Below are 26,238 nucleotides of genomic sequence, written 5' to 3' on the forward strand. Positions count from 1 at the left end.
TCCTCCGGGGCAGGCGGCCTTTGCGTGGTTGTGTGGTGCGGCAGGCGCGCCCTGCCACCCCGGCTTACAGGTAGGCCAGGGCCCAGTCCCGTGCCCCGTGATCCAGCCCGGCACGCAGCAGGGCCTCGCCGGAAGGCAGAGGATCGAGGCGCAGCGGCAGGTCGGCGGCCAGGGCACGGAATTCCTCCAGCGGGTATTTCTGCGGGGCGTGGCGTGTGCCCGTGACCACCCCGGCCGTCACCTCGTAGACCGCGCCGTACACGTTGCCCTTGCGGGCATCGAGCGCGACTGCCTGCGGGCCGTCCCCGCGCACCAGGGCCTCCAGGGTGGAGACCCCCAGGACCGGCGCCCCCCACACCCGCGCCAGCCCCAGCGCGTAGCTCGCGCCCACGCGCACCCCCGTGTACGACCCCGGCCCCGTCCCGATCACGACCGCGTCGGCGCGGCGCGGCAGCCCGGCGCGCGCGAACAGCTCGTCGAGCGCGCCCGCCACCCGCTCGGCATGGGCGCGGCCGACTTCCTCGCGCCATTCCAGCACGGGCTGCCCGGCCCCCTGCCCCAGCGCCAGGGTCAGGTGGGGGGTCGCGGTGTCGAGGGCCAGGGTCACGGCGGGCACGGTCATCGCCGGGCATTGTACGGGTCAGCCCCGCAGCCTAGCGGGTGGGCGCGGGGGCCGGCGACTGTCACCGCCGGGGGAACGTCTGCAGGTCAGTTCAGGGTCAGTTCCGGGGCGGTGGTATTGTGGCCTCAACATGACCGAAATTGCCAAAGGACTCGAAGGCGTCCTCTTTACCGAGAGCAAGCTCACGTTCATCAACGGGTCCGAGGGCATCCTGACGCACCTGGGCATTCCGATTCAGGAATGGGCCGAGAACAGCACCTTCGAGGAACTCAGCCTCGCGCTGCTCGACGCCAAGCTGCCCAGCGCCGCCGAACTCGCGGCCTTCGACGCCGAACTCAAGGCCAACCGCGCCGTTCCCGACGCCCTGCTCGACGTGATCCGGGCGATGCCGCGCGGCGTGCATCCCATGCAGGCGCTGCGCACCGCCGCCTCCTACCTGGGCCTGCTCGACCCCCAGTCCGAGGACACGTCCGAGGCCGCCCGGCGCGCCATCAGCGTCCGCATGATCGCGCAGTTCGCCACCATCATCGCGGCCATCAACCGCGCGCAAGAAGGCCAGGACATCGTCGCGCCGCGCATGGACCTGAACCACGCGGGCAACTTCCTGTACATGCTGACCGGCAAGGAGCCGACGCCCGAGCAGTCGCGCCTGTTCGACATCGCGCTCGTGCTGCACGCCGACCACGGCATGAACGCCAGTACCTTCACGGCCATCGCCACCGCCAGCACCCTGTCGGACATGTACTCGTGCGTGACCTCGGCCATCGGCGCGCTCAAGGGCCCGCTGCACGGCGGGGCCAACGAGGCCGTGATGGACATGCTCGACGAGGTGGGCACGCCCGACAAGGCCGAGGCCTACATCACCGACAAGCTCGACCACAAGGTCAAGATCATGGGCGTGGGCCACCGCGTCTACAAGTACTTCGACCCCCGCTCGCGCGTGCTGCGCGACTACGCCGAGCACGTCGCCAACAAGGAAGGCAAGAGCAACTACTACCAGATCCTCGAAACCATCGAGAAGATCGTGGTGGACCGCATGGGGGCCAAAGGCATCTACCCCAACGTGGACTTCTACAGCGGTACGGTCTACAGCGACCTGGGAATCCGCAAGGAGTACTTCACGCCGATCTTCGCCCTGGCCCGCATCAGCGGCTGGTGCGCCTCGGTGATCGAATACACCCGCGACAACCGCCTGCTGCGCCCCGACGCCGTGTACACCGGCGCGAAGGACGCCCACTACGTCCCCATGAAGGACCGTCAGTAACCCCATTAGGGAAGCGGTATACAGGGAAGGAGGCCGGGGCGTACGTGCCCCGGCCTCCTTCCCTGTGTGCCGCAGAACCTAGGCGCTCATGCCCTTGCTGCCGTGCAGGGTCCGCTCGACCGCCTCGGTCACCTCGGCCTCGAAACGGCGCAGATGCTCGCGCAGGCGGTCGAGTTCCAGCGGCCCGAGGTCCTGGAGCCACAGCACCGAGCGCCCCAGGATGGCGAAGGTCACGGCCTCGTCCTCGTCGTCGTCCTCCGTCTCGACGGGGTCGAGGTTCAGTGCGCCGTAATCCAGCCCCTGGTTCAGGAGGTTCATGCCCATCAGGATGTCGGCGAGGCTCTCCTCCTCGACATACAGGTCGAGGTCGAGGTGCAGGCGCACGATCACGCCGCCCTGCACCTCGGGCTCGGCGAACAGCGCCACGCGCGCCTCGCCGCTGCGGATCAGGGCACCGTCCTCGACCGGCTCGACGGTCAGGCCACTTTGTTGCAGGGACGCCACGATGCGCTGCAATTCTGTCTGGGGAACCGTCATGCGCGGAGTATAGACCCCGTGCTGCGCGGAAAATGGGGGGTTTCGCCCCCTACTTCCCTGCTGCTCAGCCGTGGTACACCCAGACCTCGCGCGTCTCGTCCCAGGTGCGGTACACGCCGCCCAGCAGCCGCAGGTGCTCGGCATGCGCCAGGGTCTCGGCGAGGGCGAAACGGCGGCCACTCATGTTCAGGTCACGCGGAAACATCGCGAGCGACAGGGCGTAGGCGTCCCCTGGCCGCCGGGCCACCTCGGCGCGGATGAAGTCCAGGCGTTCGTGGTGGTGGGCGCGCAGCTCGCGGGCACGGGCCTGCACGCCGGTCATGACGGGGCCGTGGTGCCCGACGACCGCGCGGTCCGGGTTGAGCAGTTCGAGCTTGCCCAGCGTCTGGAGGTAGTCGCCCAGCGGGTCGGGCCGCGTGTAGGCGTACAGACCCACGTTGGGACTGATGCGCGGCAGGATGGCGTCCCCGGCGATCAGGAGGCTTTCGTGCTCGTTCCACAGGCCCAGGTGCCCGTCGGCGTGGCCGGGCAGCCACAGCACCTCCCACTCGCTGCCGGCCAGCTCGACACTCTGGCCCTCGCGCAGCGGCTGCACCGCGCTGGCCGGATGCACCCGGTCGCGGCCCCGGCGGTTGTCGGCCCCCATGCTCGCCAGCGACTCGGCGGGCAGACCATGGTCGCGCATGAACTTGAGGTGGCCCGGCAGCCACTCTTCCCACAGGTGCCAGTAGCGCTCGCCGCGCCCGATCTCCACGTCCAGCATGTGGACCCGCGCGCCGCTGCGTTCCTCGACTACGCCCGCCAGCCCGTAGTGGTCGGGGTGGTGGTGCGTGATGATGACCCGGTCGATGCCCTCCCAGTGCAGCCCCAGTGCCGCCAGCCCGTCCTCGATGGCCTGCCGGGCCTCGGGCGTGTCGAGCGCCGTGTCGATCATGGTCACGGGGCCGTGGGCGGGCGCGTCGATAAGTACCGTGACGTACTTCATCGGGTAGGGAATCGGCACCTGGAGGGCGTGCAGTGTGCCCGTCACGGGGGTCAGGAGGGGGGCGGTGGTCATGACCCCAGCCTACGGCGCGGCCCGGCGCTTTGCTGGACTGGTCCTCCGCTCGGCGCGGCCGGGCCTCTCTCCCGCACCCCACCCGAAGTCCTCGGTACAGTCCCTCACCACTCGGCGCAGCTTTTTAACGCAGCGCCGCCACCTCGTCGCTGGCATGCTCGGGCACCGCGCGTGGCGTCACCGGCACGCCGGCCTCCTCCCCGGCCCAGGCCATGAAGGCGTCCAGGCCCCGGCGGAACATCACGGGGCGCTTCTCGCGCTTGCCGAGCTTGCGGGGCTTGCCGGTCTTGGGGTTCACGTCGGCGGGCAGTTCGGGCACCAGCGCCCAGTTGACGTTCATGGGCTGGAAGCCCTTGGGGTTGGCCGAGGCGAGGTAGCGCACCAGCCCCCCCAGCATGGACTCGGCCGGCGGGGTCAGCGGCGCGAGGCCCCTGGCGAGCCGGGCGGCGTTCGTGCCCGCCAGCCAGCCGGTGCCCGCAGATTCGAGGTAGCCCTCGGTGCCGGCCAGCACCCCGGCCACGAACTTGCGCGGGTCGGCCCGCAGCGCCAGCGTCGAGTCGAGCACGCTGGGGGCATTGAGGTAGGTGTTGCGGTGCATGACGCCGTAACGCACGATCTCGGCGTTCTCCAGCCCCGGAATGAGGTTCACGACCGCCTTCTGGTCGCCCCACTTCAGGCCGGTCTGGAAGCCCACCAGCGACCACAGCCGGCCCTCGCGGTCCTCCTGGCGAAGCTGCGCGACGGCATAGGGCCAGCGCCCGGTGCGCGGATCGTCCAGGCCCTTGGGCGACATGGGGCCGAAGCGCGGCGTGTCCACCCCCCGGCGCGCGATCTCCTCGATGGGCATGCAGCCCTCGAAGAATTCGAGCTGTTCCCAGTCGTGCGGCGTGTGGCTGCGGGCCTGCTCCAGCGCCCCGAAGAAGGCGAGGTACTCGTCCTTGGTGAAGGGGCAGTTGAGGTAGTCGGCGCTCTGGTCGTAACGCCCCGCGCGCCACGCCACCTCCAGATTGATGCTCTCGGCGTCGATGACCGGCGCGGCGGCGTCGTAGAAGCTCAGGCGCTCGCTGCCGGTGAGCCGGGCGAGGTCGGCCGCGAGCGCGTCGGAGGTCAGCGGCCCGGAGGCGATGACGGCGATGCCCTCCGGCACGGCCTCGACCTCGCCCTCGACGATCTCGATGAGGGGGTGTTCGCGCACCCCCCGCGTCACGCGCTCGCTGAACTCGTCGCGCTCGACCGCCAGGGCGTTGCCTGCCGGGAGGCGCGAGGCGTCGGCCGCGCCGACCACCGCGCCGCCCACGCTGCGCAGTTCGGCCTGCAGGAGGCCCTTGCTCTGCATCTCGCCCTCGCCGCCCAGCGAGTTGCTGCACACCAGCTCGGCGAAGTTGCCGCTGCGGTGCGCCGGGGTCATCTTGACCGGGCGCATCTCGTGCAGGCGCACCCGCACACCTGCCCCGGCCGCCGCCAGCGCCGCCTCCGACCCGGCCAGCCCCGCGCCGACCACCGTAATTCCCTCAAAACCCGTCATCAGGACAGTGTAGGGCGTGCCGGGAGTGGGGAGTAGGACGTAGGAACAGAAGAAGGCATTTGTGGCGTGTAGAGAAAAAGACGAGCCACCGGAAGCCACCCCGCCGCCCACGTCCCCCGAAGGCCGTCGTGCGCGCAGCGCGCGGGCCGTTCCAAACGGGCTGGGGCTGGCCCCGAACCGAGCCGTCACGCCGCAAAGCAGAGCCGCCCCGCCGACGCCCGGGACGACTCTTGCCGAGCGCAGCGAAAAAGCTCCCCCCTCCCTAAGGGAGGGGGGCTGGGGGGGAGGGAAAGTAAAACCAAGGCGCCTTCCAACTCTTAAAAAACTTGCCCTACTCCCCCCGCTCCGGCGTCCCCCCCACCGCGAACTTGAGGCGCGACAGCCCCTCGTACAGCAGCACCCGCAGCGCCGCCAGCCGGTCGTGCGGGTACAGCAGGCCGTAGTCGAAGCGGCTTTCGGGCGCGGGCACGCTGACCGCCTCCACCCCCTGCGCCCGGAACAGCGCCTGCGTGCGCCGCGCGTGCCACGGGGAGGTGACGATCAGGACCCGCCGCCAGCCCCGCTCACGGGCATAGGCCCCGACCCGCGCGGCCTCGTCACGGGTCGTGGTGACCATCCGCAGGATCAGGACCTCGGGGCCGCCGGCCGGGTACAGGGCGGCGATGTGCGCGCGTTCCAGGTCGCTCATCTTGGCGCAGTCGCGCGGCCCGATCAGGCCCGACTGCTGCGAGACGGTCACGGTGGGGGCGTACCCGGCCCGCCACAGCTCCAGTCCGCGCACGAGCCGCGTCAGGCTGGTCGCTTCCAGGGTCCGCGCGCCGCACTGCACCCCCGCCCCCAGCACCACGATGGCGTCGGCGCGCACGGGCGGCTGCGAGACGGTCAGGGCATTCAGTGGCCCGCGCAGGACCGGAGTCAGGAGACACAGGGCCACCGCCGCTCCCAGCAGTCCGGTCCCCCAGCCCAGCAGGAGCCGGGTGGGCCGCCATACCCCCATCACCCCACACAGGACGATCAGGGCCAGCAGCAGCGGCGCGGGCGCCCGCACCTCGCCCAGCAGCGCGGCCAGCACCGACAACGCGCAGCCGACCCCCAGGCCGATCAGGAGGCCACGGAGGACCGGGCGAACGCTTGCAGTCACGCGCGCCAGCATAGCCGAAGGCGCAAAAACCCCCGCCGGGTCGGGCGGGGGCTTTAGGCCGGGAAGGTCAGGCCGTGACGGCTTCGGGCTTCTTGCTCAGGGGCAGCCAACCGGGCGTGTTCACCAGCGCGTTCCACAGCGGCGTGGCGATCACCAGACGGTCCTGGCCCTCCACGTCCAGCACGGTCTCCAGTTCGGCCTCGCGGCCCTCACGGACCTTGGCGACCCAGTCGGGGTCCATCAGCAGTTCGCGCCCGAGGGCGACGAACTCCGCGCCCATGTCCAGCACCTGCGTGGCCTGCTCGGGCGTGTGCACCGAGCCGACACCCATGACCGGCGTGCGGCCCGCGACCTTCGCCACGATCTGCTCCAGACGGGACTGCGCCGTATCGCTGGCGCGGCGGGGCAGCGAGGCGTATTCCATCAGCGAGACGTGCAGGTAATCCAGGCCCTTGTCGGCCAGCGCGTCCACCAGGGTCAGCGAGTCGTCGAGCGTGATCCCGGGGGTTTCGGGTTCCTCGGGCGAGAAGCGGTAGCCGACGGCGAAGGGCGTACGGGCGTACTCGGCCACCACACGCTGCACCTCGTCCACGACGGCCAGCGGGAAGGCCATGCGGGCCTCGAGGCTGCCGCCCCAGCGGTCGGTGCGGCGGTTGGAGTGCGGCGAGAAGAACTGCTGGATGAGGTAGCCGTTCGCGCCGTGGATCTCCACGCCGTCGTACCCGGACTCGATGGCGCGGCGGGTCGTTTCCCCGAAGGCGCGCACGATCTCCTCGACCTCCTCGCCGCTCAGCTCGCGGGGGGCGGGCGCGGGGGCCTGCTCGGCGCCGTCACGCACGGGGGCTACGGCGCTCGCGCTCACCACGTCGCCGTCCACCAGCGCGGCGGGGGCCATGCGCCCGGCATGGAAGATCTGGAGCATGACCTTGGCCCCCTCGCCCTGCACGGTGCGGGCCAGACGGGTCAGGCTGGGCACGAAGCGGTCGTCGTAGCCCGCGAACTCGCCGGGAAAGCCCTGGCCGTTGCGCGTGACGTTGGTGCAGGCCGTGAGCACCAGTCCCACGCCGTTCGAGCGCCGCGCGTAGTAGGCCAGCTCGTCGTCGGTGACGTTGCCCTGCGCGTCGGAGGAGAAGTTGGTCATGGGGGCCAGCACCACGCGGTTGTCCAGCTGAACGCCGCTGCGCAGGGTGATGGGCTGGAACAGGGTCTGAAACTTGGGATTCATGGCATACCTCGGGAAAAGAGAGAACAAAAAAAGGGGCAGGACTCCGCGCCTGCTCCGGCAACCCTGCCACTCTACGCCCAAACTTCAAAAAGTCAAAGCGGTTTGATTTCTACTCCGAGTCACATCTCCAGGGATCGGCCTACTCGTCCAGGTTCTGACGCTTGCCCTCGCGGCGTTCACGGCGCCGGGCCTCCTTGCCCTGCTTCTTCTTGGGCTTGGGCGGCAGTTCCAGGTCGTACACGCGTGTGGGGTCGCAGGGGGCCGGATACTCGCCCAGCGACTCGCCGGGGTCGGCGGTGCGCAGGTTGCCCGCGACGTGCAGGTGGCGCTCGCCGCAGTAAGGGCACTCGTCCACCACCCAGAACATCACCCGTGTGCCGGGCAGGTCACGCAGGGTCACGAAGGCCGTGCGCGGGAGGGAACGGTCTTTTTTGCCCATAGGCGCAGAGCCTACGCCCACCCGCACCGGAGCTGTGTGGTGGCGGGCACGCTGACCCCGGCCCGGTGCTACCTTCAGCGCCATGCCTGTTCCGAGCACCACCCCCGACTGGGCCTTCGAGCGCGAGCACTGGCGGCGGGGCCACTTCCGAGTCGCGGGCGTGGACGAGGCCGGGCGCGGGGCCTGGGCCGGGCCCGTGACGGTGGCCGCCGTGATCCTGCCCGGCACAGCGCAGGACTATCCTTTCCGCGACAGCAAACAGCTCCCGGCGGCGCTGCGCGAGGAATATGCCGCCGAGGTGCGCCGCGTGGCCCTGAGCTGGGCGGTCGAACACGCCTGGCCCGAGGAAGTGGACCGCCTGAACGTCCTGGGGGCCACGCACGCGGCGGCGCTGCGGGCCATCGCCCGGCTCGACCCGCTGCCGCAGGCCCTGGTGACCGACTACCTGCGGCTGCGCACGCCCCTGCCCCTGAGTGCCCCGCCGAAGGCCGACGCCCTGAGCTACAGCGTGGCCGCCGCCAGCCTGCTCGCCAAGACCGAGCGCGACCGCCTGATGGCCGAGCTGGACCTCCGGCACCCCGGGTACGGCTTCGCGGCGCACAAGGGTTACGGCGCGCCCGCCCACCGCGCGGCCCTGGGCGAACTGGGGGTCAGCGCGGCGCACCGCCGCAGCTACGCACCCATCGCCCGCCTGCTGAGCGGCGAGGCCGACCCCCCGCGCCTGCTGTAGCCGGGGCGGGCAGAGCACAAACATTGATCCGGGTCGGAACGGCGGGAAGGGTCGATGCTCCAGCACGCCTCATGGCCGTCATGGGCAACATTCTTCGCCTATGTCGCCCCTTCTTCGCTGCCCCCCTCATCTCCGGTCCTCCACTTCCGGCTCGTCCTGCCCACCGTCTTCTGCGCCGACCCACAGCCTCAAGATTCGCTCAAGACTGGGCGCGAAGGCCCCGGCCGCACTCCCGGCCGGGACCGGTACGCTGCGGCCATGCGTTTCCTCCTCGAATCGGCGCGCCGGCTGCTCGCCGGACTCCTGCTGGGGGTCACGGCGCTGGCGCAGCAGGCCCCCGTCCCCGCGCCCGTTCCGGTACTGGCGACGACCGGGGGCGAGCCGGCCTATCTGCTCGGCGGCTGGCAGGCCGGGCGCTGGCTGACCGATGCGCAGCTGGCCCCCCGCCTGGGCGGCGCGGCCACCTACCGGACCTGGACGCGCGGCCAGGCGGGCGGCACGGTGCGGGGCGCGCGGCCACGGAGCCTGGGCGAACCCTGCGAGAAGACCCTGGCGAGCGACCTGCGCCCGGCCGCCCCGCGCGGCGCGCTGCGGGTCTACCTGCCGGCTGGCCTGCGCGCCGTGCCCCGGCCCGTGCAGGTCCTGCCTACGGACCAGCCGGTCTATGCCGAGGTCCTCCGGGCCGACCTGCGCCGCCGGGGAATCGCGCAGCCGCAGGTCCGGGTGACGGGCCTGACCCGCGTGGACCTCGACGGCGACGGCACCCAGGAAGTGCTGATCGAAGCGCGCTATTTCCAGAAAGAGGGCCTGGAGGGCAGCGCTTTCTCGCCCCCACCGACGGGGCAGCCGGGCGACTACAGCCTGCTGCTGGTGCGCTCCGTGCGCGGCGGTCAGGCGGTCCTCTCGACCCTGGCCGGGTATGTCGGTCCCCGTCAGCCCTGGGACTCGGGCAGCGGCGAACCGATGCCGCTGGCCAACCTCTACCGGCTGGCGGGAGTGGCCGACCTCAACGGCGACGGCCGCATGGAGATCGTGACCTACGGGGCCTACTACGAGGGCCAGAGCTTCGCGGTCTACGAGTGGACACCGGCCGGCGGAGCGAAATTGCGGCTCGAAACCGGCTGCGGCGTCTGATCCTGCGCCGGCGCGGCGCCCCGCTAGACTGCCGCCCATGAATGAGCGCGTGATGGTCGGCAAGGAGCAGGAACTGCCCGAGGGCTGGCAGGGCGAGGTGCTGGTCGGGGGCGTGGGGGTGCTGGTCGTCCGCTACGAGGGCCAGTTCTATGCCCTGCGCAACAACTGCACCCACAAGGACTTTCCCCTGCTGGGCGGCGAGGTGGCACTGGGCCGCATCACCTGCGAGAAACACGGGGCCAAATTCGAGCTGAGCACCGGCAAGGCCAAGACCCTGCCGGCCGTCAAGCCCGTCCGCCTCTACCGCACCGAGGTCGAGGACGGCGAAGTGTACGTGTCGGCCCTCTGAAGCTGGCCCACCGAAGCGGAAAGAGAAGCGCCCGGCTTCTCCCCGCCCGGGGCGACCGCGCCTCAGCGGTACTTGCTGTCGCCCTCGACCTCGGCCTGAAGCTCGGTCGTCTCGCCCGGGGGCAGGTCGCCGGGCTGCTCGCTCACGTGGGGCGGCCCGCTCTCGCTGGGGGGGGTGTAACCGGGGTTGGGATCGGCCAGCCCCCGGTTCACGGTCGCGGCGGTGGTCAGGCTGGCGTTGTACCCCAGCCCCGCCGAAGGGGTCACGCCGGCCAGCGCCTCGCCGCCCAGGCCCTCGGTCGTCTCGGCGCCGGCGAATTCGGGGTCCTGAAGACGGTGTTCCATCGCCTCGGGGTTGCGGGTGGCGAGGTGGGCGAACTGGCCCGTGACCTCGGTGGGATCGGGCACCTCGGGGGACTCGTAGGTCATGTGGTCGGCGCTGCTCACGCCGTCGCCGGCCGGGGTGGTCGTGTAGCGCGGCTGGGCGTCGTCCTTGGGATCGGGCGTGTCGAAGCCCGTCACGGCGCCGCTCTGGCCGATCACCTTGTCGTCGTTGTTCATGGGTCCAGTCTGGCCCGGCCGGGGGCGCGCCGCATTCCGGGTTTCTTGAGGCTGGCGCGCGGCTTCTCGCAGGCGCGTCACGAGGGCCTCATGTCCGTCCTCGGCGGCGAGGTCGGCGGCCGTGCGGCCTTCCTCATCGGTCGCCCCGGCCCAGGCCCCGCGCGCGAGCAGCAGCCCGGCCAGGTCCGTATCGCCGCGCAGGGCCGCGAGCATCAGCGGAGTCAGGCCGCCGGGCTGCGCGGCGTTCACGTCGGCCCCCGCGTCCAGCAGCAACCGCGCGAGGTCGCGGTGCAGGCCCGACACCGCCGAGTGCAGGGGCCGCACAGGCAACGCGCCCCGGCTGGGGGCGTTCACGTCCGCACCGTGCCCGAGCAGCAGCCGCGCGGCCTCCGTCCGGCCGAACAGCGCCGCGAGCCCCAGCGGGGTATAGCCGTCCGGACTGAAGGCGCGCAGCAGCGCCGGGTCACGCTTCAGCCAGCCGCGCAGCGCCCCGGTCTCGCCGGTCGCCGCCGCCGCGAACACGTCCAGCGGCGCGCCCGCCCCGATCAGCGCCCGCAGGATGTCGGGCCGGTGGTAGTAGACGGCGAACAGAACCGGCGAGAGCCCCGAGGGACTGCGCGCCTCCAGCAGCCCCGGCTCGGCGGCGATCAGGGCCTGCACGCCCGGCAGGTTATGGGCGTGGATGGCCGCGAACAGCAGGGTGGCCGCGTCGTCCCCTGCGCCCCCGGCGTCGGTCATGCCCGCACCCGCACCGTCACGGCGATGCCCATGCCCCCGCCGATGCACAGGCTGGCCACGCCGACCTCCTTGCCCAGCCGCCGGAGCTGATGCACCAGCGTGACGAGCACGCGCGCCCCCGACGCCCCGATGGGATGGCCCAGCGCGATGGCGCCGCCCGTGACGTTCACCTTGTCGGGGTCGGCGCCCAGGTCCCGCACGACCGCGAGCGACTGCGCCGCGAAGGCCTCGTTGAGTTCCAACAGGTCTACGTCGGCCAGGCTCAGGCCCGCCCGGGCCAGGGCGACCGGCACCGCCCGCGCCGGCCCGATGCCCATGACGGCCGGGTCCACCCCGATGGCCGCGTAGCTGGCGATCTCGGCCAGGACGGGCAGGCCGCGCTCCTGGGCGTAGCTTTCCGAGCACACGAGCAGCATCGCCGCGCCGTCGTTCAGGCCCGAGGCGTTGCCGGCCGTGACGGTCCCGTCTTTCTGGAAGGCGGGTTTCAGGCGTGCCAGTCCCTCGGCGGTGCTCTCGCGGGGGTACTCGTCGCGGTCGAAGGTGGTCGGTCCCTTCCTGCCCGGCACCTCCACGGCCGCGAGTTCGGCGCCGAAGTGCCCGGCGGCCTGTGCGGCGGCGGCGCGGCGCTGGCTTTCCAGGGCGAAGGCGTCCTGGTCCTCACGCGTCACACCCCACTGGGCGGCGATGTTCTCGGCCGTCACGCCCATGTGGTAGCCGTGGAACACGTCGGTCAGGCCCTCGCTGAGAATGCTGTCGAGCAGTTCGCCGTGTCCCAGGCGGTAGCCCTCGCGGGCGCGGGGCAGCAGGTAGGGCGCGCGGCTCATGTTCTCGGTGCCGCCTGCCAGATAGGCCTGACCGTCGCCCGCCCGCAGGCCCTGCACCGCGCTGATGACCGCCTGGAGGCCGCTGCCGCACACCCGGTTGACGGTCAGGCCCGGCACATGGTCGCCCAGGTCGCTGCGCCGGGCGATCTGGCGGCCCACGTTCATGCCCTGCCCGGCCTGAAGGACGTTACCCACGATCACGTCGGCCAGGTTCTCCCGGACCTCGCCCGGCACGCCCTCCAGCGCCGCCCGCGCGGCCACGACGCCCAGATCGGCGGCCGACACGCCCTGCAGGCTGCCCAGAAAACTGCCGATGGGCGTGCGCCGCGCCGCCACGATCACTGCTTTGTCCATGCGGGCAGTCTAGAGCAGTCCCGCCGACCGCCGACCTTCCGCGTCCTGCCCGGCAGGAAGTTTTCCGCCGGCTGTCCCCGCCGGCCCGCCATACTGCGCGCATGTCCCGCCCCGTGCCGCACGCGCGCGCCGCGTATCCGTACCTGCACCCCACGCCGACGCGCTGGGCCGACAACGACGTGTACGGACACGTGAACAACGTGACCTACTACGCCTATTTCGACACGGCCGTCAATACCTATCTGGCGCGCGCGGGCGTGCTGGACCCGCAGCGCGGCGCGGTGATCGGGCTGGTCGTCGAGACGGGCTGCGCCTTTTTCGCCCCGGCGAGCTTTCCGGACCGGCTGTCGGTCGGCGTGCGCGTCGCGCACCTGGGCCAGAGCAGCGTGCGTTACGAGCTGGCGGTGTTCCGTGAGGCCGAGGAGACCGCCTGCGCCCAGGGCCACTTCATCCACGTCTACGTGGACCGGGAGTCGCGCCGCCCCACCGCGCTGCCCGCCGAGCTGCGCCGCGCCCTGGAGGGGCTGTGGCCGGGCGGGCGGCCCTGACCGGAGCGGCCGCCGCCTTTGCGCCCCCACAATCCCCTGGCCCGGTTCTGCACTAGACTGTCCTTTGTGACCGAAGGCCCCGCCGCCCCCACCACCGCGAATATCCGCAACTTTTCCATCATCGCCCACGTGGACCACGGCAAGAGCACGCTGGCCGACCGCATCCTGGAGCGGCTGGGGGCCATGGGCGAACGCGACAAGCGCGACCAGACCCTCGACACGCTGGAGCTGGAGCGCGAACGCGGCATCACCATCAAGTCCACGCCCATCCGGCTGGAATACGTGCGTGCCAACGGCGAGAAGTACACCTTCAACCTGATCGACACGCCGGGCCACGTGGACTTCAACTACGAGGTGTCGCGCAGCCTCGCCGCCTGCGAGGGCGTGCTGCTGCTCGTGGACGCCTCGCAGGGCGTCGAGGCGCAGACCATCGTGAACGCGTACCTCGCCATCGACAACAACCTCGAGATCGTGCCGGTGATCAACAAGATCGACCTGCCCGCCGCCGATCCCGAGGGCGCCGCCCGCGAGCTGGAAGAAGTGATCGGCATTCCGGCCGACGACGCCGTGTTCGCCTCGGGCAAGACGGGCGTGGGCGTGCCCGATATCCTCGAAGCCATCGTCGAGCGCATCCCGCCGCCCCCCGGCGACCCGCAGGCCCCCCTCAAGGCGCTGATCTTCGACAGTTTCTTCGACGCCTACCAGGGCGTGATCCTGTTCGTGCGCGTCCTCGAAGGCACCATCCGCGCCAAGGACAAGGTGCAGCTGTTCTCCAACGGCAAGGGTTTCGACGTGGACAAGGTCGGGACCTTCACGCCGGGGCTGGTCGTGGGCGAGGAGCTGATCGCCGGGTCGGTCGGCTGGGTCGCCGCCGGCATCAAGGACATCCACGACGCGCAGGTGGGCGACACCCTCACCAGCCGCGAGCACCCCACCACCGAGCCCTTCCCCGGCTTCAAACCCGCGCAGCCGGTGGTGTTTTCGGGCCTGTACCCCACCGACACCGAGGACTACCGCAAGCTGCGAGAAGCCCTCGAAAAGCTCAAGCTCAACGACGCGGCCTTCTCCTTCGAGCCCGAGACCTCCGAGGCGCTGGGCTTCGGCTTCCGCTGCGGCTTCCTGGGGCTGCTGCACGCCGAGATCATCCAGGAGCGGCTGGAGCGCGAGTACGACCTCGACCTGATCGCCACCGCGCCCGCCGTGGTCTACCGCGTGACCCTCACCAACGGCGAAGTCTTCGAGACCCAGAACCCGGCCGAGTTCCCCACCCGCGACCGCATCACCACCGTCGAGGAGCCGTACATCAAGCTCTCGGTCATGCAGCCCGAGGAGTACGTGGGCACGGTCATGCAGCTCCTGCAGGAGCGCCGGGGCAGCATGGTCACCATGAACTACGTGGGCAAGCGCGTGGAGCTGATCTACGAGGTGCCCTTCGCGGAGATCCTGTACGACTTCCACGACCGCCTCAAGTCCATCTCGCGCGGCTACGCCAGCATGGACTACGAGCAGATCGGCTACCGCGAGGGCGACCTGCGCAAGGTGGACATCCTCGTGAACAACGAGGTCGTGGACGCCCTGGCCGTGATCGTCCACGAGACCAAGACCTACGGGCTGGGCCGCAAGATCGTGGACAAGATGTCGGAGGTCATTCCCCGCCAGCTGTTCCCGGTGCCGGTGCAGGCCGTGATCGGCGGCAAGATCATCGCGCGCGCGACCGTCAAGGCCTACCGCAAGGACGTGCTCGCCAAGTGTTACGGCGGCGACATCTCGCGCAAGAAGAAGCTGCTCGAAAAGCAGAAGAAGGGCCGCGCCCGCATGAAGCAGATCGGCACGGTCGAGGTGCCGCAGGAAGCCTTCCTCGCGGTGCTGAGCACCGAAGAATAGGCGCAAAGAGGCGGCCCCTGCGTCGTCTCCGGCGCGCTCTTTTCCTGCGGGTCAGCTGAGGGCGGTTTGGGCGTGTTGCCGGGCCGCCCTCATGTGCGCTGCCTAGGGTCGGGGACATGAGCGACCCCCACCGCCCGGCCGTCCCCCGTCCCCCCGCGCCGCCCGTCGCGACCTTCGGCGGCGTGCAGAGGCTGCGTCCCGATGTGGCGCGCGTGCGGCTGCCGATGGTGAACGCCTACCTGCTGGGCGAGCCGGGCGGCGACTGGGTGCTGGTGGACGCCGGCCTGCCCGGTACCGCCGGCCTGATCCGCCGGGCGGCGGCGCAGGTCCACGGTGACCGCGCACCGGTCGCCGTCCTGCTCACCCATGGGCACCTCGACCATGTGGGCGGCCTGCACGATCTGCTGCGCCGCTGGGGGGTGCCGGTCTACGCGCATCCGCTGGAGCTGCCGCACCTGAGCGGCGAGGCGCCCTATCCCTTTCCCGACCCCACGGTGGGCGGCGGCATGAGCCTGCTTTCGCCCGCCTTCCTGCCCGGTCCCTTCGACTTCCGGCCCCAGGTGCGCGCCCTGCCGGAGGGCGGCGAGGTGCCGCACCTGCCCGGCTGGCGCTGGCTGCACACGCCTGGCCACAGCAGCGGGCACGTCTCGCTGTGGCGGGAGGCCGACCGGACCCTCGTCGCGGGCGACGCCTTCGTGACCACGCCGCAGCAGCGGGTGCGCGGCGCGCTGCGGCTGGAGCCCACGGTGGTGCAGGGGCCCCCGCCCTACTACACCCCCAACTGGGACGCGGCGCGCGACTCGGTGCGCGCGCTCGCCGCCCTGGACCCCGAGCTGGCCGCTGCCGGCCACGGCCACCCCATGTCGGGGGCCGAGCTGAGCCGGGAGCTGACCCGGCTGGCCCGCAACTTCGACGAGGCGGCCCGCCCGCCGCGCGGCTGGTATCGCCGCCACCCGGTGCCGGTGGGCCGTGCCCGCGCCGGGACGCCCGATCCGCTGCGGACCACGGTGCTGGCGGCGCTGGCCGGCCTGGGAGCACTGTGGTTCCTCGCTCCGCGCCGCCGGAAGTGAATCAGCGCGGGTAGAACTCGCCGAAGTACGGCGACGCCGGGTCCGCGTCGTCGCGCAGGCGGCTGTAGGGCACCGTCGCCGTGTCGCCGCAGGCCGCCACCACGTGCGGCAGCGAGGTCGGGGTCAGCTCCAGCCCACGCGTGCTCAGGTTGGCGGTGAAGTCGGGCTCCATGCCGCGCAGCACCTCGCGGCATTCGGACTCGGGGTCGGGCGTGACGGCGGCGAGGTACAGCGCCTTCTGGCGCGCGGGAGTCAGGCCCTTCCAGATCGCGCCGGGAGCGACGGCCTGCCCGGTCGCCCGGTCGAAGATCAGGCCCAGCGTGAAGTTGTCGGGGTGTGCGCCGCTGCAGTAGTACCACACGTCCTCGCGCAGGCTCAGCAGGCGGCGGGCGCTCAGGGTGACCTGCGCGTTCAGTTCGTAGCCGTCACCCTCGGGGGCCTCTCCCAGCCGCGCGCGGCAGTCCAGGGCGTTCGCGGCGTTCTCCAGCAGGCGGTCCTGCAACGCGGCGCGCAGCCCCGCGCCGGCCCCCGGCACCTGCGGGTAGTTCAAGCCCGAGAGCGGCTCGCGCACGCTGCGCCCGTCCGCCGCCGTGACCCAGGGCCGGTTGAGCTTCAGGAAGGTCAGCGGGTCCTCGGCGCGCAGCTTCAGCAGGCCCGGCGAGGCGGGGTGCCGCAGGGGCTGCGCCGCCACGTTCAGGGCCGTGAGCCGCACCGGCAGGGCCGGCCCCGTCGCCGCCCGGCGCCACTCGCCGCCGAGTCCCGTGCCTGCGGGCCGCAGCGTGAAACAGCCGGTCACTTTCAGGCCGTCCACCGGCCCCTGCCAGACCTCCTCCTGAAGAATCAGGGCGTCGCCCGACCGGAAGGGGGTCAGGGCGATGTCCACCCCGTACCGCGTATAGAAATAGCGGTCGCCGTCCTGGTCCTGCCGGTTCAGGGCCAGGGCGACCGGACGGCCCCCCAGTGTGCCCTGGAAGGCGCCGGAGCGGACCCAGGCGGGCAGGCCGGGCGAGCCGCCGCAGACCCGCAGGTCCTGGGCACCGGCCGAGGCACACAGGGCGAGGGCCAGCAGGGCGGCGGCGCGGCGCAGCAGGGTCATGGGGCTAGGGTACTCCGGGGAGTGTTCCGTCGCCACGGCCAGCCAGCGACCCGGTCCTCAGCAGGTGGTCGAGATAGTCCCCGAAGGGAGAATGCGCCCGGCCCCAGGCCACCGCCGCGTCTATGTCGTAGGCCACCGCCCGGAAGTCGGTCGCCCAGTGGCCCCCCCGGCGCTCCAGCAGGGTCCAGCGGGCGCGCGGGTCGCCGTCGGCCTGGTCGCTCACCGATCCGGCGTTGACCACCAGGGTATCGCCCACGCGGGTCGCCCCGGGGCGGTGGGTATGCCCACACAGCACGACCTCCGCACCCAGCGGCTCCACGACCTCGCGCAGCTCGCGCGGGTCGCGCGACCGGTAGAAACCCGCCTCGCCGGGGCGGCCATGGTCCCAGACCCACAGCAGGTGCTCCCAGGCGCTCGTGGGCGACCCGTGGCAGACGAACAGGCCGTCTGCGCGCAGGGTCAGGGGCAGCGCGGCGAGGCGGGCCAGGGCCGCCGCGCCGACCTGGGTCTCCAGCCACGCCCCGAACTCGCGCGAGAGGGCGCTGCGCCGACCGCCGGGCCACAGCTTCTCCTCGTTGTTCCCCCGGACCTCGGCCGCCCCCAGGGCCGCCTGGAGGGCGGAGGCGCGCGCCGGGTCGGCCGTGCCCTCGATCTGGTCGCCCAGATTCACGACCAGATCGGGCGAGGCGGCCCGGACCTCGGCCAGGACGGCCTCCAGGGCGTAGGCATTGCCGTGAACATCGCTGATAACCGCCACTCGCACGCCCCACAGGGTACGGGACGGGGAGCCCCGTGCCCGGTCGCTGTGCAGAAGCGGCTAGCATGGGCCGCATGAGTATTTTGCCCGACTGGCGAATCCGCGAACTGACGAAGGCGGGCATGATCGAGCCCTTCGAGGACCGCCTGGTCCGCACGGCCGAGAACGCGAGCGTCATCAGCTACGGCCTGAGTTCCTTCGGTTACGACCTGCGCTGCGCCGACGAATGGAAGGTCTTCACCAACGCGCACGGCAACACCATCGTGGACCCCAAGGCCTTCGACGCGCGGGCCTTCATCGACATCCAGGCCCCCGAGATCATCATTCCGCCCAACTCCTTCGTGCTGGCGCGCAGCCTGGAGTACATCCGCCTTCCCGACACGGTGATGGTGGTGGCGGTGGGCAAGTCCACCTACGCCCGCTGCGGCATCGTCGCCAACGTGACCCCGCTGGAACCCGGTTGGGAAGGGCACGTCACGCTGGAGTTCTCGAACACCACGCCGCTGCCCGCCAAGATGTACGCCAACGAGGGCTGCGTGCAGCTCCTGTTCTTCGAGGGCGAGCGCCCCGAGACGACCTACGGCGAGCGCCGGGGCAAGTACCAGGGCCAGCAGGGCGTGACCCTGCCGCGCCTGTAGGCCCCGTGGTCCGGCCCCGCCGGGACACCGACCTCCCGGCCCTGTGCGCCGGTCTGCGTGAGGTCCACGCGGCCAGCGGCTACCCGTCCGTGTGGCCGGCGGACCCCGCCGCCTTCCTCGCGCCGCCCGCCCTGGGGGCCTGGGTGGCCGAGCTGGACGGCGTGCCGGCCGGACAGGTCACGCTGCGGCCCGCCGACGAGCCGCTGCCCGCCTGGGTCGCCGCGACGGGGCTGGGGGCCGCCGAAACTGCCGTCGTGTCGCGCCTGTTCGTCGCCCCGGCGGCCCGGGGCCGGGGACTGGCCCGCGCGCTGCTGCGCGCTGCCTGGGCCGAGGCGAGGGCACAGGGCCGCCGGGCCGTGCTGGACGTTCATACCGCGTCTGCGGCGGCCATCGGGCTGTACGAGGCCGAGGGCTGGGTGCGGGTCGCCACCATGACGGCCCCCTGGCACGACCCGGACGGCACCTCGCCGCAGATGCACGTGTACGTCGCGCCGACTTGAGCCCGCCTTCATCTGTGAACGGGGCTTGAGGCTCCTTTCGTGTTCGGGCCGGCCGGGACTGTCAGGCTGACCGCATGCCTGACAAAGACGACAAGAACAAGGGCCACACCAGCCAGCCCGGCGACTACGAGCGCAACGAGAAGGAAGTCCACGAGATCGACCATGACGGCAAGCCTTCCTTCAAGGGAGCCAACGACCGTGAGGCCAACGCCGCGCGCAATACGGAGCACGACGGCATGAAGGAAAAGAAGGACGTGGAGGAGGCGCGCAGCGTCCCCGCCACCAAGCAGGGCTGACATCGCCCGGAGGCGGCCGGGGCCAGTGACGGCCCCGGCCCTTTTCGTTGCCCTTCCCGAGGAGACGTTGCCGTGACCCTGCTTCCTTCCTCCCGCGCCGAGGCCGCCCGGCCGACCCTGGGTGTCCTGCTGCTGGCGGCGCTGTTCGTCGGGGCGGGCACGCTGCATGTCCTGACCCCGCGCTTCTTCGACCAGATCGTGCCGCCGGGGCTGCCGCTGTCGCCGCGCGCCGCGACCCTCCTCAGCGGCGCGGCCGAACTCGCGGGGGGGCTGGGGCTGCTGCATCCCCGCACCCGCCCGGCGGCGCGCTGGGGGCTGCTGGCCCTGCTGGTGGCGGTCTTTCCGGCCAACATCTACATGGCCCAGGCCCCGGAACGCTTTCAGGTGTCGCCGGCCGTGGCCTGGGGCCGCCTGCCCCTCCAACCCCTCCTGATGTGGATGGTCTGGCGTGCCGGGCGGGCGGCGCGGCGCAGGCTCTAGCCTGCCGGGTTTTCGGCATTGTTTTACCAACCGGTTGATTTTATAAACTTAGGCGCGCATCATGAGGCCATGACCGCCTCCGCCGTTCCTGTCGCCCGCCGTGTCGGGGCCGTGACCCTGCTGGCCCGCGACCTGCCCCGCCTGAGCGCCTTCTATGTGGCCCTGCTGGGCCTGACCCCGGTGCAGGAGGACCACGGCGACACCGTGTTGGAGGCCCACGGCACCCCGCTGCTGCGCCTCAGGGCCGCGCCCGGACTCCCCGCACCCACCGTTGCGCGGCCGGGGCTGTACCACACGGCCTTCCTGCTCCCCACGCGCGCCGACCTGGGGCGCTGGCTGGCGCACGCCGCGCGGCTGGGCCTGCGCATCGGCAGCGGCGATCACCTCGTCAGCGAGGCCTTCTACCTCTCGGACCCCGAGGGCAACGGCATCGAGGTCTATGCCGACCGCCCGGCACAGGACTGGACCTGGGAAGGCGGGCAGGTGCGTATGGACACCGTCGCCGTGGACGCCGCCGCCGTGCTGGCCGAAGCGGGCCTGGACGCCGCCGCGCTGGGCGGCCCCGACCTCCCGGCCTATGCGGGTGTGCCGGCCGGTACGCGGGTCGGCCATGTCCATCTCAAGGTGGGCAGCGCGGCGCAGGCGGCCCGTTTCTACGGCGACCTGCTGGGCCTGGACATCGTGGCCGACCTGGGCAGCGCGGCCTTCCTGTCCTGGGACCGGTACCACCATCACCTCGGCCTGAACGAGTGGCACACGGCCGGTCAGGCCCGGCCCACGGCCCCGGCGGCCGGGCTGGGCGGCGTCGAACTGTACGCCCCCGACCTCGCGGCCGTCCGGGAGCGTGCCCGCACCCTGCCCGGCGTGGAGGACGCGGGCGACCACCTGCGGCTGCGCGACCCCTGGGGCAACGCGGTCACGGTGTATCAGGGCTGAGGTCCCACACGTCGTCCAGTCCGGTCGGCGTGCTGGACCCGGCGGGAATGGCGGTCACCAGCACCTCGTACTTGCCGGTCACGAACACCTTGAACCCGCGTCCGTGCAGGCCCCGGCGGGCGGCGCTCACGTCGGCGGTCAGCAGGCTCAGGTCGGGTCGGGCGAAGTTGCGCATGCGCGCCCCGTAGCTCAGTTCGCCCGACCGGTAGCGCGCGTTGGGATACCCCAGGATCAGGCCGCCCCCCGGCGTGAGGTGGTGGCGGCGCAGCGCCGCGAGCAGCACGTCCTGACGTACCCCCGGACTCTGGAGCAGGCTCAGGGCCAGCACGAGGTCGAAGCGCCCCAGGTCGGGGCGGGGCAGCTCGTTCACGTCGAGGAGCACGAAGGTGGCCTGCGGACACCGGGCCGAGGCCGCCGCGAGCGCCGAAGGGTCGAGGTCCACGCCGGTCACCTCCAGGGCGCGGCCGGGCAGGGCCAGGGCCAGGGCGTCGAGTTCGCGGCCCGCGTTCACGCCCAGGGCCAGCACACGCCCGCCGGGTGGGGGGTCCACGCGCCGCAACGCCTCGACGAAGGTATGCAGGAACACCGGGTCCTCCAGCTTGTCCACCCGCGCCCAGTCGCTTCCCGCCCCGTAACCTGCCGCGTCGGGGTCGGGCGCGGCCCGCCGCCGCCGAAACCGCACCCGCACCCGGCCGCCCGGCAGGCGCTCGGGGGTCAGGAAGTGCGCGCCCAGCAGGTCGGCCAGGTCGGTCCAGACCGTCCAGGGCCGGTGGATTCCGCCCGGACCCTCCTCGCCCGCGTACAGGCCCAGCCCCAGATCGGGGTCGGGCACGTCGAGCGCCGCCTCGCCGCTCCGCAGGGCCGCGCGCACGGCGGGCACGATCTGGGAGAGCGGTTCGTGGGTGAAGGTCAGGGTCACGGGGCGGCAGCATAACGCACGCTGCCGCCGGGACATGACAGGGCCCCCGCCAACGGTGGCCGGGGGCCGGACATGGGGTGAGGCTCAGCCCTGAAGGAGGTCGGCGAGCTGGCGCAGGCCTTCCTGATCGGCCTCGGGGGCGTCGGGGATCAGCGCCTCGACTTCACGGCCCAGGTTGGGCAGCAGGTCGGCAGCCCCTTCGAGGTCCCCGTTTTCCAGCGCCACCTGAAGCTCGCCCAGACCCGCGACGACGTTCTCGGCGCCCGGCGCGCCGCTCAGGGCGCCCTGCCAGGTCGAGACGTTGGAAACGGCGGTATCGGCGTCCACACTGGAAAGGCCACCGGAAAGGGCCTGGATGGTGCTCTGGAGCTGGCTGTTCATCGTCTGTCCTCCTGCTGAGAGTGGGCGGGTGGCGAGCAGCGGTCGTGGTGCTCGGACATGTCACCACCCGTCCCGCGCGCAGAGTGTAGGCGCGCCCCCGCTGTGAGAAATCGGTCAAGAGGGCGCGGACCGGCCGCCGGCGCGCTCTGTCGGCTGGCTTACGGTGGTGGCCCCCAGCCCGCGCTGAGCTGGGGCCCGTGCCCGACCTTCCCTTCCAGACCGGCGAAGACCTCGAACGGCTGCTGTGCCGGGTCTTCCTAGCGGCAGGCGACCAGAGTCCGGTTCAGCGCCGACTCGCCGTGACCTTCCTGATCCACGCCCCCGAGGCCTGCGTACGGGTAGACGGCCGGGACGGTCAGACGGCCCACCTGAGCCGCAGCGACGAGGCGCGCGGAACGCCGAGCGACCTCGTGTTCGAGCTGGACAGTGGCGAGGCCGCCCACGCCTTCTGGCGCGGCGGCCTGTCGCCGGTCGAGGCGGTGCGCTCGGGCCGGCTGCGGCTGCGCGGGCCGCTGCTCCAGGCGCTGGGACTGGCCCCGGGACTCGGGAAGGTGCAGGCGGCCTACCGGGAGGCGACCGGCGCCCCGGCTCAGTAGCCCCGGTGGGTGACCTGCGCGCCCTCTTCTTCCAGCCACCCCGTGACCACGCCCACGGCCGCCTTGACGCCCGGCGTGATGATCGGGCCGCCGAAGCGGGCGAGGCGCACGAGATGGGTGCCGTCCTCGCGGCCGGTCACGCCGATCAGGACCTCCTGGGTCAGGCCTTCCTCGACGACGTGGGCCTGCACCACCCAGCCGTCGCGGCGCAGGCTGGCGAACAGGTCGAGCAGCACGACCGTCCACTCGGGGCCGCGTGCCGGGGCGCGGGCGGTGCGTTTGGCGAAGTCGGTGGGCGCAAAGGCGGCGGGCAGGGTCAGGATGGCGTGGGGCACGTCGGTCTCGTTCTCCGGATAGGGGGTGAAGGCGCGGCCCGGCACCTCGGGGTGCGCGGTCGGCACGAAGCGGGCGTGATGGGCCGAGAGGCCCAGGTCGCGCCACTTGCGGGCGTACTTGGTTTCCAGGGCGGCGGCGGGCGGCTGGGCCTGGTCCACGCGCATCACGCCGCTCGCCTCGGCCTCGGCACAGGCGAACTCGAAATACTCGTCGTGATCGGTGGTGAGCAGCACCGCGCCGCCCGCGCGCAGCCGGCTCGCCGCCAGCCGGAAGAAGGGCGCGCGCAGCAGCCGGTGGTCGGTGTGCCCGGCCTTGGGCCAGGGGTCGGGAAAATTCACGACGATTTCGTGCAGGCTGCGCGGCGGGACCACCTCGCGCACCAGCACGTCGGCGGGCAGCTTGGTCAGGATGGCGTTCTCGAGGCCCGCGTCCTTCAGGCGGCGGTGGGCCTTGAGCAGCGACACGCCCGAAAGTTCCACGCCCAGGTAGTTGGGGGCCTGCGCGAAGGTACGGGCGTAGTGCGGCCAGAAGTGCCCGTCCCCGAAGCCGACCTCCAGCACCCAGGGCCGCTCCGGGGTCTGCGGGTAGAGGCGCGCGGGGTCATCGGGAAACCGGAAGTCGCCGAGCTGGTAGATCATGCGTCCTCTCCTGCGCCGTCCAGCAGCTCGGCCGCGAGACGCGCGGCGTCGCCCAGCACCGAGGCGTAGGTGTGCTCGCCGGGGGTACAGCGCCCGACCATCCGCACCCGCGCGAGGCGGCCCACGCGGAAGCCGCTCAGCTCGGAGGGAGCGGGGGTCAGGAAGCGCACGTCGTAGGGAGGCGCGCCGTCCACCGCCGCCGCGTGGGCCTCGGCCCCGATCAGCCATACGCCGCTGCGCGTCAGGTCGTCGGCCAGGAAGTCGTAGGCGACTTCGGACAGCCGCCCGGCCTCCTCCATCGTGTCCCCGACGAGCAGTCGCCCCTTGAGGAAAGCGCCTACCGCCAGCACGACCTGACGCGCGCGCAGCGGCGGTCCCTCCCAGGTGGAGAGGACGACCTGATGGTCTTCCTCGTCCAGCTCGGTCACGGTGCTCTGGAGCAGGTGAATGCCGGGCGTGGCCTCGACGCGCGCCTTGAGCAGGCGGTGGAAGGTCCAGCCGTCGGTGTCCGGCGCCATCGCGGCCGCCACCTCGGCGAAGAGGCTGCCGGCCGGGAAACCCGCGTCCCGAACGGTCGGGGCGTACAGGTTGCCCAGGTGATCGAGGGCCTGCGACACGAGCAGCACGTCGCGGCCGGCGAGGGCCAGCCGCCACGCCAGCTCGGTGCCCGCGAGGCCCGCGCCGACCACGGCCACGTCGTACAGGTGCCCCGGCTGCGGCTGGCTGCGGGGCGGGGGGGCGGAAAACGTCACGCAGGCGAGTGTAGAGCAATCCGGCCAGGCGCGGGGGCAGCTGCGGAGCGCCCCCCCGGAACAGCTTTGCCAAGCAACTTTCGGGAGCCGTGCTCTCTGAACGGGGGCGGCGGCGAGCAGTTCTTCCGGGGTCACCTCACGAAGATGGGCGTGCGGCCGGATCAGTTCTCTGGCCGCACCGACGAATGCCGAGCGAAATAACCCGAGGGCAGGGCCGGTGCCGTCCGGTCGACATTCCCTGTGCACCTGCCCTCCCGAGGATGCCGGACCGCATGTGGCCCGGCGCGGCCCACCCGCCACCGGTCATCCGTCTCTTGGCGGGCTGTCGGCAGCCCTCTAGACTCCGGTTCCCGATGGCCCTGAACGCCGGTTACTCCTACCACTCGCGCGCCGAGCGTGGCGGCCCGAGCGTGCTGGCCTACCTCACGGCCACCTTCCGGCACTCGGAGGCCGAGGTCTGGGCGCTCAGGCTCGCGGCGGGCGAGGTGGAGGTGGACGGCGTGCGGGCGACCGGCAGCGAGCGGCTGCGCCCCGGTCAGGAAGTCGTGTGGCACCGCCCGCCCTGGGAAGAGCCGGACGCGCCGCTGGAGTTCGGCGTGCTGTTCGAGGACGCCTCGCTGCTGGCCGTCACCAAGCCCGCCGGGTTGCCCACGCTGCCCGGTGGGGGGTTCTACGAACACACGCTGCTGCGCCGGGTGCGGGCCCAGTTTCCGGGGGCGTCGCCACTGCACCGGCTGGGGCGCGGCACGTCGGGGCTGGTGCTGTTCGCGCGGGAGGGCGCGGCGGGGGCGGCCCTCTCGGCGGCGTGGCGGGAGCGCGAGGTCCGGAAGACCTACCTCGCCCTGGCCGCCGGCGTACCCGGCTGGGACACGCTGGAGATCACCGCGCCCATCGGCCCGGTGGCCCATCCCCGGCTGGGCGAGGTCTACGCGGCCCACCCGGCGGGCAAGGCCTCGCACTCGGCCGCGCGGGTGCTGGAGCGCCGCACCCAGGCAGGGCCGGCGGGCGAGACGCTGCTGGCCGTGGACATCCGCACCGGGCGGCCCCACCAGATCCGGATTCATACGGCCTGGGCAGGGTTTCCACTGGTGGGCGACCCCCTGTACGCCCCCGGCGGCGCGCCCCTGCCCGGTCTGCCGGGGCTGCCCGGTGACGGCGGGTACCTGCTGCACGCATGGCGGCTGGGCTTCCGGCACCCGGCCAGTGGGGCCTGGACGCAGCTGGAGGCCGCGCCGCCCCCTCAACTTCAGGTGTAAGCCGGCCCACACACGGAAGCGCCGATTAAGAAGTAAATACTCACTTATGGCTCGACCCCGAACGATTTCCGACGAGCAGGTGGTGGACGCAGCCAGGGAAGTGTTTCTGGAACAGGGATTTTCGGCGACGACGGCCGAGATCGCGCGCCGGGCGGGGGTGTCGGAAGGCACGCTCTTCAAGCGCTTCGCGAGCAAGGAGGACCTGTTCGAGGCGGCGCTGGGCCTGCACCAGCAGGCGGCGTGGCAGGCGGAGTTGCAGACCCGTGCCGGTCAGGGCGAGGTGCGGCGCAACCTCGAGGACGTGGCGATGTCCATCCTCACCGAGATGGAGCGGGTCGTGCCGATGCTGACCACCGTGTTCGCGCGCGGCCACGACCCCAGCCACAACACGCTGCTGCAACGCCTGGAACACCCGCTGCGCCACCACCTCGACGCCCTGGCCAGCTACCTGCGCGCCGAGATCGCCCTGGGCCGCGTGCGCCCCCTGGACGCCGACCTGACCGCCCTGACCCTGATGGGCAGCCTGACCATGCACGGCTACGACGCCCACCTGCTCACGCCCGAAACGCGCCGCCTGTCGATCGACAAGGGGCGCTACGTGCGCGGCCTGCTCGACCTGCTGTGGCCGGGCATGGCCCCCTAGTACCGCCGCCGGA

General features: G+C 72.1%; 30 protein-coding genes. 15 read left to right on the forward strand and 15 right to left on the reverse strand.

From position 1 onward, the window contains the following. Window positions 1-64 precede the first annotated feature (64 nt). Entirely contained in the window at window positions 65-622 is a 558-nt protein-coding gene (gene tsaB / locus DGO_RS11405) for a tRNA (adenosine(37)-N6)-threonylcarbamoyltransferase complex dimerization subunit type 1 TsaB (protein WP_014685673.1), read from the reverse strand. A 130-nt stretch (window positions 623-752) separates the two neighbouring features. Here tsaB and DGO_RS11410 point away from each other — a divergent pair, with 130 nt between their 5' ends. Further along, complete coding sequence (locus tag DGO_RS11410; protein WP_014685674.1) at window positions 753-1,886, forward strand: citrate/2-methylcitrate synthase; 1,134 nt, start codon at window positions 753-755, stop codon at window positions 1,884-1,886. 78 nt (window positions 1,887-1,964) lie between these two features. Here DGO_RS11410 and DGO_RS11415 read toward each other — a convergent pair whose 3' ends face one another. The 6 genes from DGO_RS11415 to DGO_RS11440 form a co-directional block, all read right to left on the reverse strand. After that, entirely contained in the window at window positions 1,965-2,423 is a 459-nt protein-coding gene (locus DGO_RS11415; RefSeq protein WP_014685675.1) for a hypothetical protein, read from the reverse strand. Window positions 2,424-2,487: 64 nt separating this feature from the next. Next, entirely contained in the window at window positions 2,488-3,480 is a 993-nt protein-coding gene (locus tag DGO_RS11420; protein ID WP_014685676.1) for an MBL fold metallo-hydrolase, read from the reverse strand. A gap of 124 nt (window positions 3,481-3,604) precedes the next feature. After that, window positions 3,605-5,005 carry a methylenetetrahydrofolate--tRNA-(uracil(54)-C(5))-methyltransferase (FADH(2)-oxidizing) TrmFO gene (gene trmFO, locus DGO_RS11425; protein WP_043802164.1) on the reverse strand — a complete coding sequence of 467 codons (1,401 nt, stop codon included), beginning with the start codon at window positions 5,003-5,005 and terminating at the stop codon, window positions 3,605-3,607. A gap of 331 nt (window positions 5,006-5,336) precedes the next feature. Continuing rightward, window positions 5,337-6,083: a YdcF family protein gene (locus tag DGO_RS11430; RefSeq protein WP_014685678.1), complete on the reverse strand. Its 747-nt coding sequence runs from the start codon at window positions 6,081-6,083 to the stop codon at window positions 5,337-5,339. A 130-nt stretch (window positions 6,084-6,213) separates the two neighbouring features. After that, window positions 6,214-7,371 (reverse strand): NADH-dependent flavin oxidoreductase, encoded by a 1,158-nt coding sequence (locus DGO_RS11435; protein ID WP_014685679.1) that lies wholly within the window; start codon window positions 7,369-7,371, stop codon window positions 6,214-6,216. A 139-nt stretch (window positions 7,372-7,510) separates the two neighbouring features. After that, window positions 7,511-7,810 carry a hypothetical protein gene (locus DGO_RS11440; RefSeq protein ID WP_014685680.1) on the reverse strand — a complete coding sequence of 100 codons (300 nt, stop codon included), beginning with the start codon at window positions 7,808-7,810 and terminating at the stop codon, window positions 7,511-7,513. A gap of 82 nt (window positions 7,811-7,892) precedes the next feature. Here DGO_RS11440 and DGO_RS11445 point away from each other — a divergent pair, with 82 nt between their 5' ends. From DGO_RS11445 to DGO_RS11455, 3 genes are all read left to right on the forward strand, one after another. Next, complete coding sequence (locus DGO_RS11445; RefSeq protein ID WP_014685681.1) at window positions 7,893-8,540, forward strand: ribonuclease HII; 648 nt, start codon at window positions 7,893-7,895, stop codon at window positions 8,538-8,540. A gap of 258 nt (window positions 8,541-8,798) precedes the next feature. Then, window positions 8,799-9,674 (forward strand): hypothetical protein, encoded by an 876-nt coding sequence (locus DGO_RS11450; RefSeq protein ID WP_014685682.1) that lies wholly within the window; start codon window positions 8,799-8,801, stop codon window positions 9,672-9,674. A gap of 37 nt (window positions 9,675-9,711) precedes the next feature. Beyond that, on the forward strand, window positions 9,712-10,023 hold the full coding sequence (locus DGO_RS11455) for a Rieske 2Fe-2S domain-containing protein (RefSeq protein ID WP_043802167.1): 312 nt from the start codon (window positions 9,712-9,714) through the stop codon (window positions 10,021-10,023). 62 nt (window positions 10,024-10,085) lie between these two features. On the opposite strand, the gene DGO_RS24285 is transcribed toward DGO_RS11455, so the two are convergent. Beyond that, window positions 10,086-11,321, reverse strand: coding sequence for an ankyrin repeat domain-containing protein (locus DGO_RS24285; RefSeq protein WP_226991357.1), 1,236 nt, complete (start codon window positions 11,319-11,321; stop codon window positions 10,086-10,088). Continuing rightward, window positions 11,318-12,499, reverse strand: a complete 1,182-nt coding sequence (locus tag DGO_RS11470) for an acetyl-CoA C-acetyltransferase (RefSeq protein ID WP_014685685.1) — start codon at window positions 12,497-12,499, stop codon at window positions 11,318-11,320. The genes DGO_RS24285 and DGO_RS11470 overlap by 4 nt, the downstream gene beginning before the upstream one ends. A 101-nt stretch (window positions 12,500-12,600) precedes the next feature. Here DGO_RS11470 and DGO_RS11475 point away from each other — a divergent pair, with 101 nt between their 5' ends. The 3 genes from DGO_RS11475 (at window position 12,601) to DGO_RS11485 (ending at window position 16,001) form a co-directional block, all read left to right on the forward strand. After that, on the forward strand, window positions 12,601-13,047 hold the full coding sequence (locus DGO_RS11475; protein WP_014685686.1) for an acyl-CoA thioesterase: 447 nt from the start codon (window positions 12,601-12,603) through the stop codon (window positions 13,045-13,047). 66 nt (window positions 13,048-13,113) lie between these two features. Next, window positions 13,114-14,931 carry a translation elongation factor 4 gene (lepA, locus tag DGO_RS11480; protein WP_043802170.1) on the forward strand — a complete coding sequence of 606 codons (1,818 nt, stop codon included), beginning with the start codon at window positions 13,114-13,116 and terminating at the stop codon, window positions 14,929-14,931. A 116-nt stretch (window positions 14,932-15,047) separates the two neighbouring features. Continuing rightward, on the forward strand, window positions 15,048-16,001 hold the full coding sequence (locus tag DGO_RS11485) for an MBL fold metallo-hydrolase (protein ID WP_043802171.1): 954 nt from the start codon (window positions 15,048-15,050) through the stop codon (window positions 15,999-16,001). A gap of 1 nt (window position 16,002) precedes the next feature. Here DGO_RS11485 and DGO_RS11490 read toward each other — a convergent pair whose 3' ends face one another. Together DGO_RS11490 and DGO_RS11495 are read right to left on the reverse strand one after the other, a co-directional pair. Continuing rightward, window positions 16,003-17,097, reverse strand: coding sequence for a hypothetical protein (locus DGO_RS11490; protein ID WP_145975314.1), 1,095 nt, complete (start codon window positions 17,095-17,097; stop codon window positions 16,003-16,005). 4 nt (window positions 17,098-17,101) lie between these two features. Continuing rightward, window positions 17,102-17,860 (reverse strand): metallophosphoesterase family protein, encoded by a 759-nt coding sequence (locus DGO_RS11495; protein WP_014685690.1) that lies wholly within the window; start codon window positions 17,858-17,860, stop codon window positions 17,102-17,104. Window positions 17,861-17,928: 68 nt separating this feature from the next. Here DGO_RS11495 and dcd point away from each other — a divergent pair, with 68 nt between their 5' ends. From dcd to DGO_RS11520, 5 genes are all read left to right on the forward strand, one after another. Further along, window positions 17,929-18,492 (forward strand): dCTP deaminase, encoded by a 564-nt coding sequence (gene dcd / locus DGO_RS11500; protein ID WP_014685691.1) that lies wholly within the window; start codon window positions 17,929-17,931, stop codon window positions 18,490-18,492. 5 nt (window positions 18,493-18,497) lie between these two features. After that, window positions 18,498-18,992 (forward strand): GNAT family N-acetyltransferase, encoded by a 495-nt coding sequence (locus DGO_RS11505; RefSeq protein WP_014685692.1) that lies wholly within the window; start codon window positions 18,498-18,500, stop codon window positions 18,990-18,992. Between the two features lie 74 nt (window positions 18,993-19,066). Continuing rightward, a complete protein-coding gene (locus DGO_RS11510) occupies window positions 19,067-19,288 on the forward strand; it encodes a hypothetical protein (protein WP_014685693.1) in 222 nt (73 codons plus the stop codon). Between the two features lie 78 nt (window positions 19,289-19,366). Then, window positions 19,367-19,768 (forward strand): DoxX family protein, encoded by a 402-nt coding sequence (locus DGO_RS11515; protein ID WP_420810579.1) that lies wholly within the window; start codon window positions 19,367-19,369, stop codon window positions 19,766-19,768. Between the two features lie 69 nt (window positions 19,769-19,837). After that, window positions 19,838-20,704 carry a VOC family protein gene (locus DGO_RS11520; RefSeq protein ID WP_043802174.1) on the forward strand — a complete coding sequence of 289 codons (867 nt, stop codon included), beginning with the start codon at window positions 19,838-19,840 and terminating at the stop codon, window positions 20,702-20,704. On the opposite strand, the gene DGO_RS11525 is transcribed toward DGO_RS11520, so the two are convergent. Further along, a complete protein-coding gene (locus DGO_RS11525; protein ID WP_050920796.1) occupies window positions 20,685-21,659 on the reverse strand; it encodes a class I SAM-dependent methyltransferase in 975 nt (324 codons plus the stop codon). The genes DGO_RS11520 and DGO_RS11525 overlap by 20 nt on opposite strands. A 48-nt stretch (window positions 21,660-21,707) precedes the next feature. Then, window positions 21,708-22,004, reverse strand: a complete 297-nt coding sequence (locus DGO_RS11530; RefSeq protein ID WP_014685697.1) for a hypothetical protein — start codon at window positions 22,002-22,004, stop codon at window positions 21,708-21,710. Window positions 22,005-22,201: 197 nt separating this feature from the next. Here DGO_RS11530 and DGO_RS11535 point away from each other — a divergent pair, with 197 nt between their 5' ends. Beyond that, entirely contained in the window at window positions 22,202-22,600 is a 399-nt protein-coding gene (locus tag DGO_RS11535; protein ID WP_014685698.1) for a hypothetical protein, read from the forward strand. On the opposite strand, the gene trmB is transcribed toward DGO_RS11535, so the two are convergent. After that, window positions 22,594-23,574: a tRNA (guanine(46)-N(7))-methyltransferase TrmB gene (trmB, locus tag DGO_RS11540; protein WP_014685699.1), complete on the reverse strand. Its 981-nt coding sequence runs from the start codon at window positions 23,572-23,574 to the stop codon at window positions 22,594-22,596. The two genes, DGO_RS11535 and trmB, sit on opposite strands and share 7 nt — an antisense overlap. Next, a complete protein-coding gene (locus tag DGO_RS11545; RefSeq protein WP_043802177.1) occupies window positions 23,571-24,326 on the reverse strand; it encodes an FAD-dependent oxidoreductase in 756 nt (251 codons plus the stop codon). The genes trmB and DGO_RS11545 overlap by 4 nt, the downstream gene beginning before the upstream one ends. A gap of 353 nt (window positions 24,327-24,679) precedes the next feature. Here DGO_RS11545 and DGO_RS11550 point away from each other — a divergent pair, with 353 nt between their 5' ends. Together DGO_RS11550 and DGO_RS11555 are read left to right on the forward strand one after the other, a co-directional pair. Continuing rightward, window positions 24,680-25,582, forward strand: coding sequence for an RluA family pseudouridine synthase (locus tag DGO_RS11550; RefSeq protein WP_014685701.1), 903 nt, complete (start codon window positions 24,680-24,682; stop codon window positions 25,580-25,582). A gap of 46 nt (window positions 25,583-25,628) precedes the next feature. Continuing rightward, window positions 25,629-26,225 carry a TetR/AcrR family transcriptional regulator gene (locus DGO_RS11555; RefSeq protein ID WP_014685702.1) on the forward strand — a complete coding sequence of 199 codons (597 nt, stop codon included), beginning with the start codon at window positions 25,629-25,631 and terminating at the stop codon, window positions 26,223-26,225. Window positions 26,226-26,238 lie beyond the last annotated feature (13 nt).

The sequence above is a fragment of the Deinococcus gobiensis I-0 genome (genome assembly GCF_000252445.1).
GTDB classification, from domain to species: Bacteria; Deinococcota; Deinococci; order Deinococcales; family Deinococcaceae; genus Deinococcus; species Deinococcus gobiensis.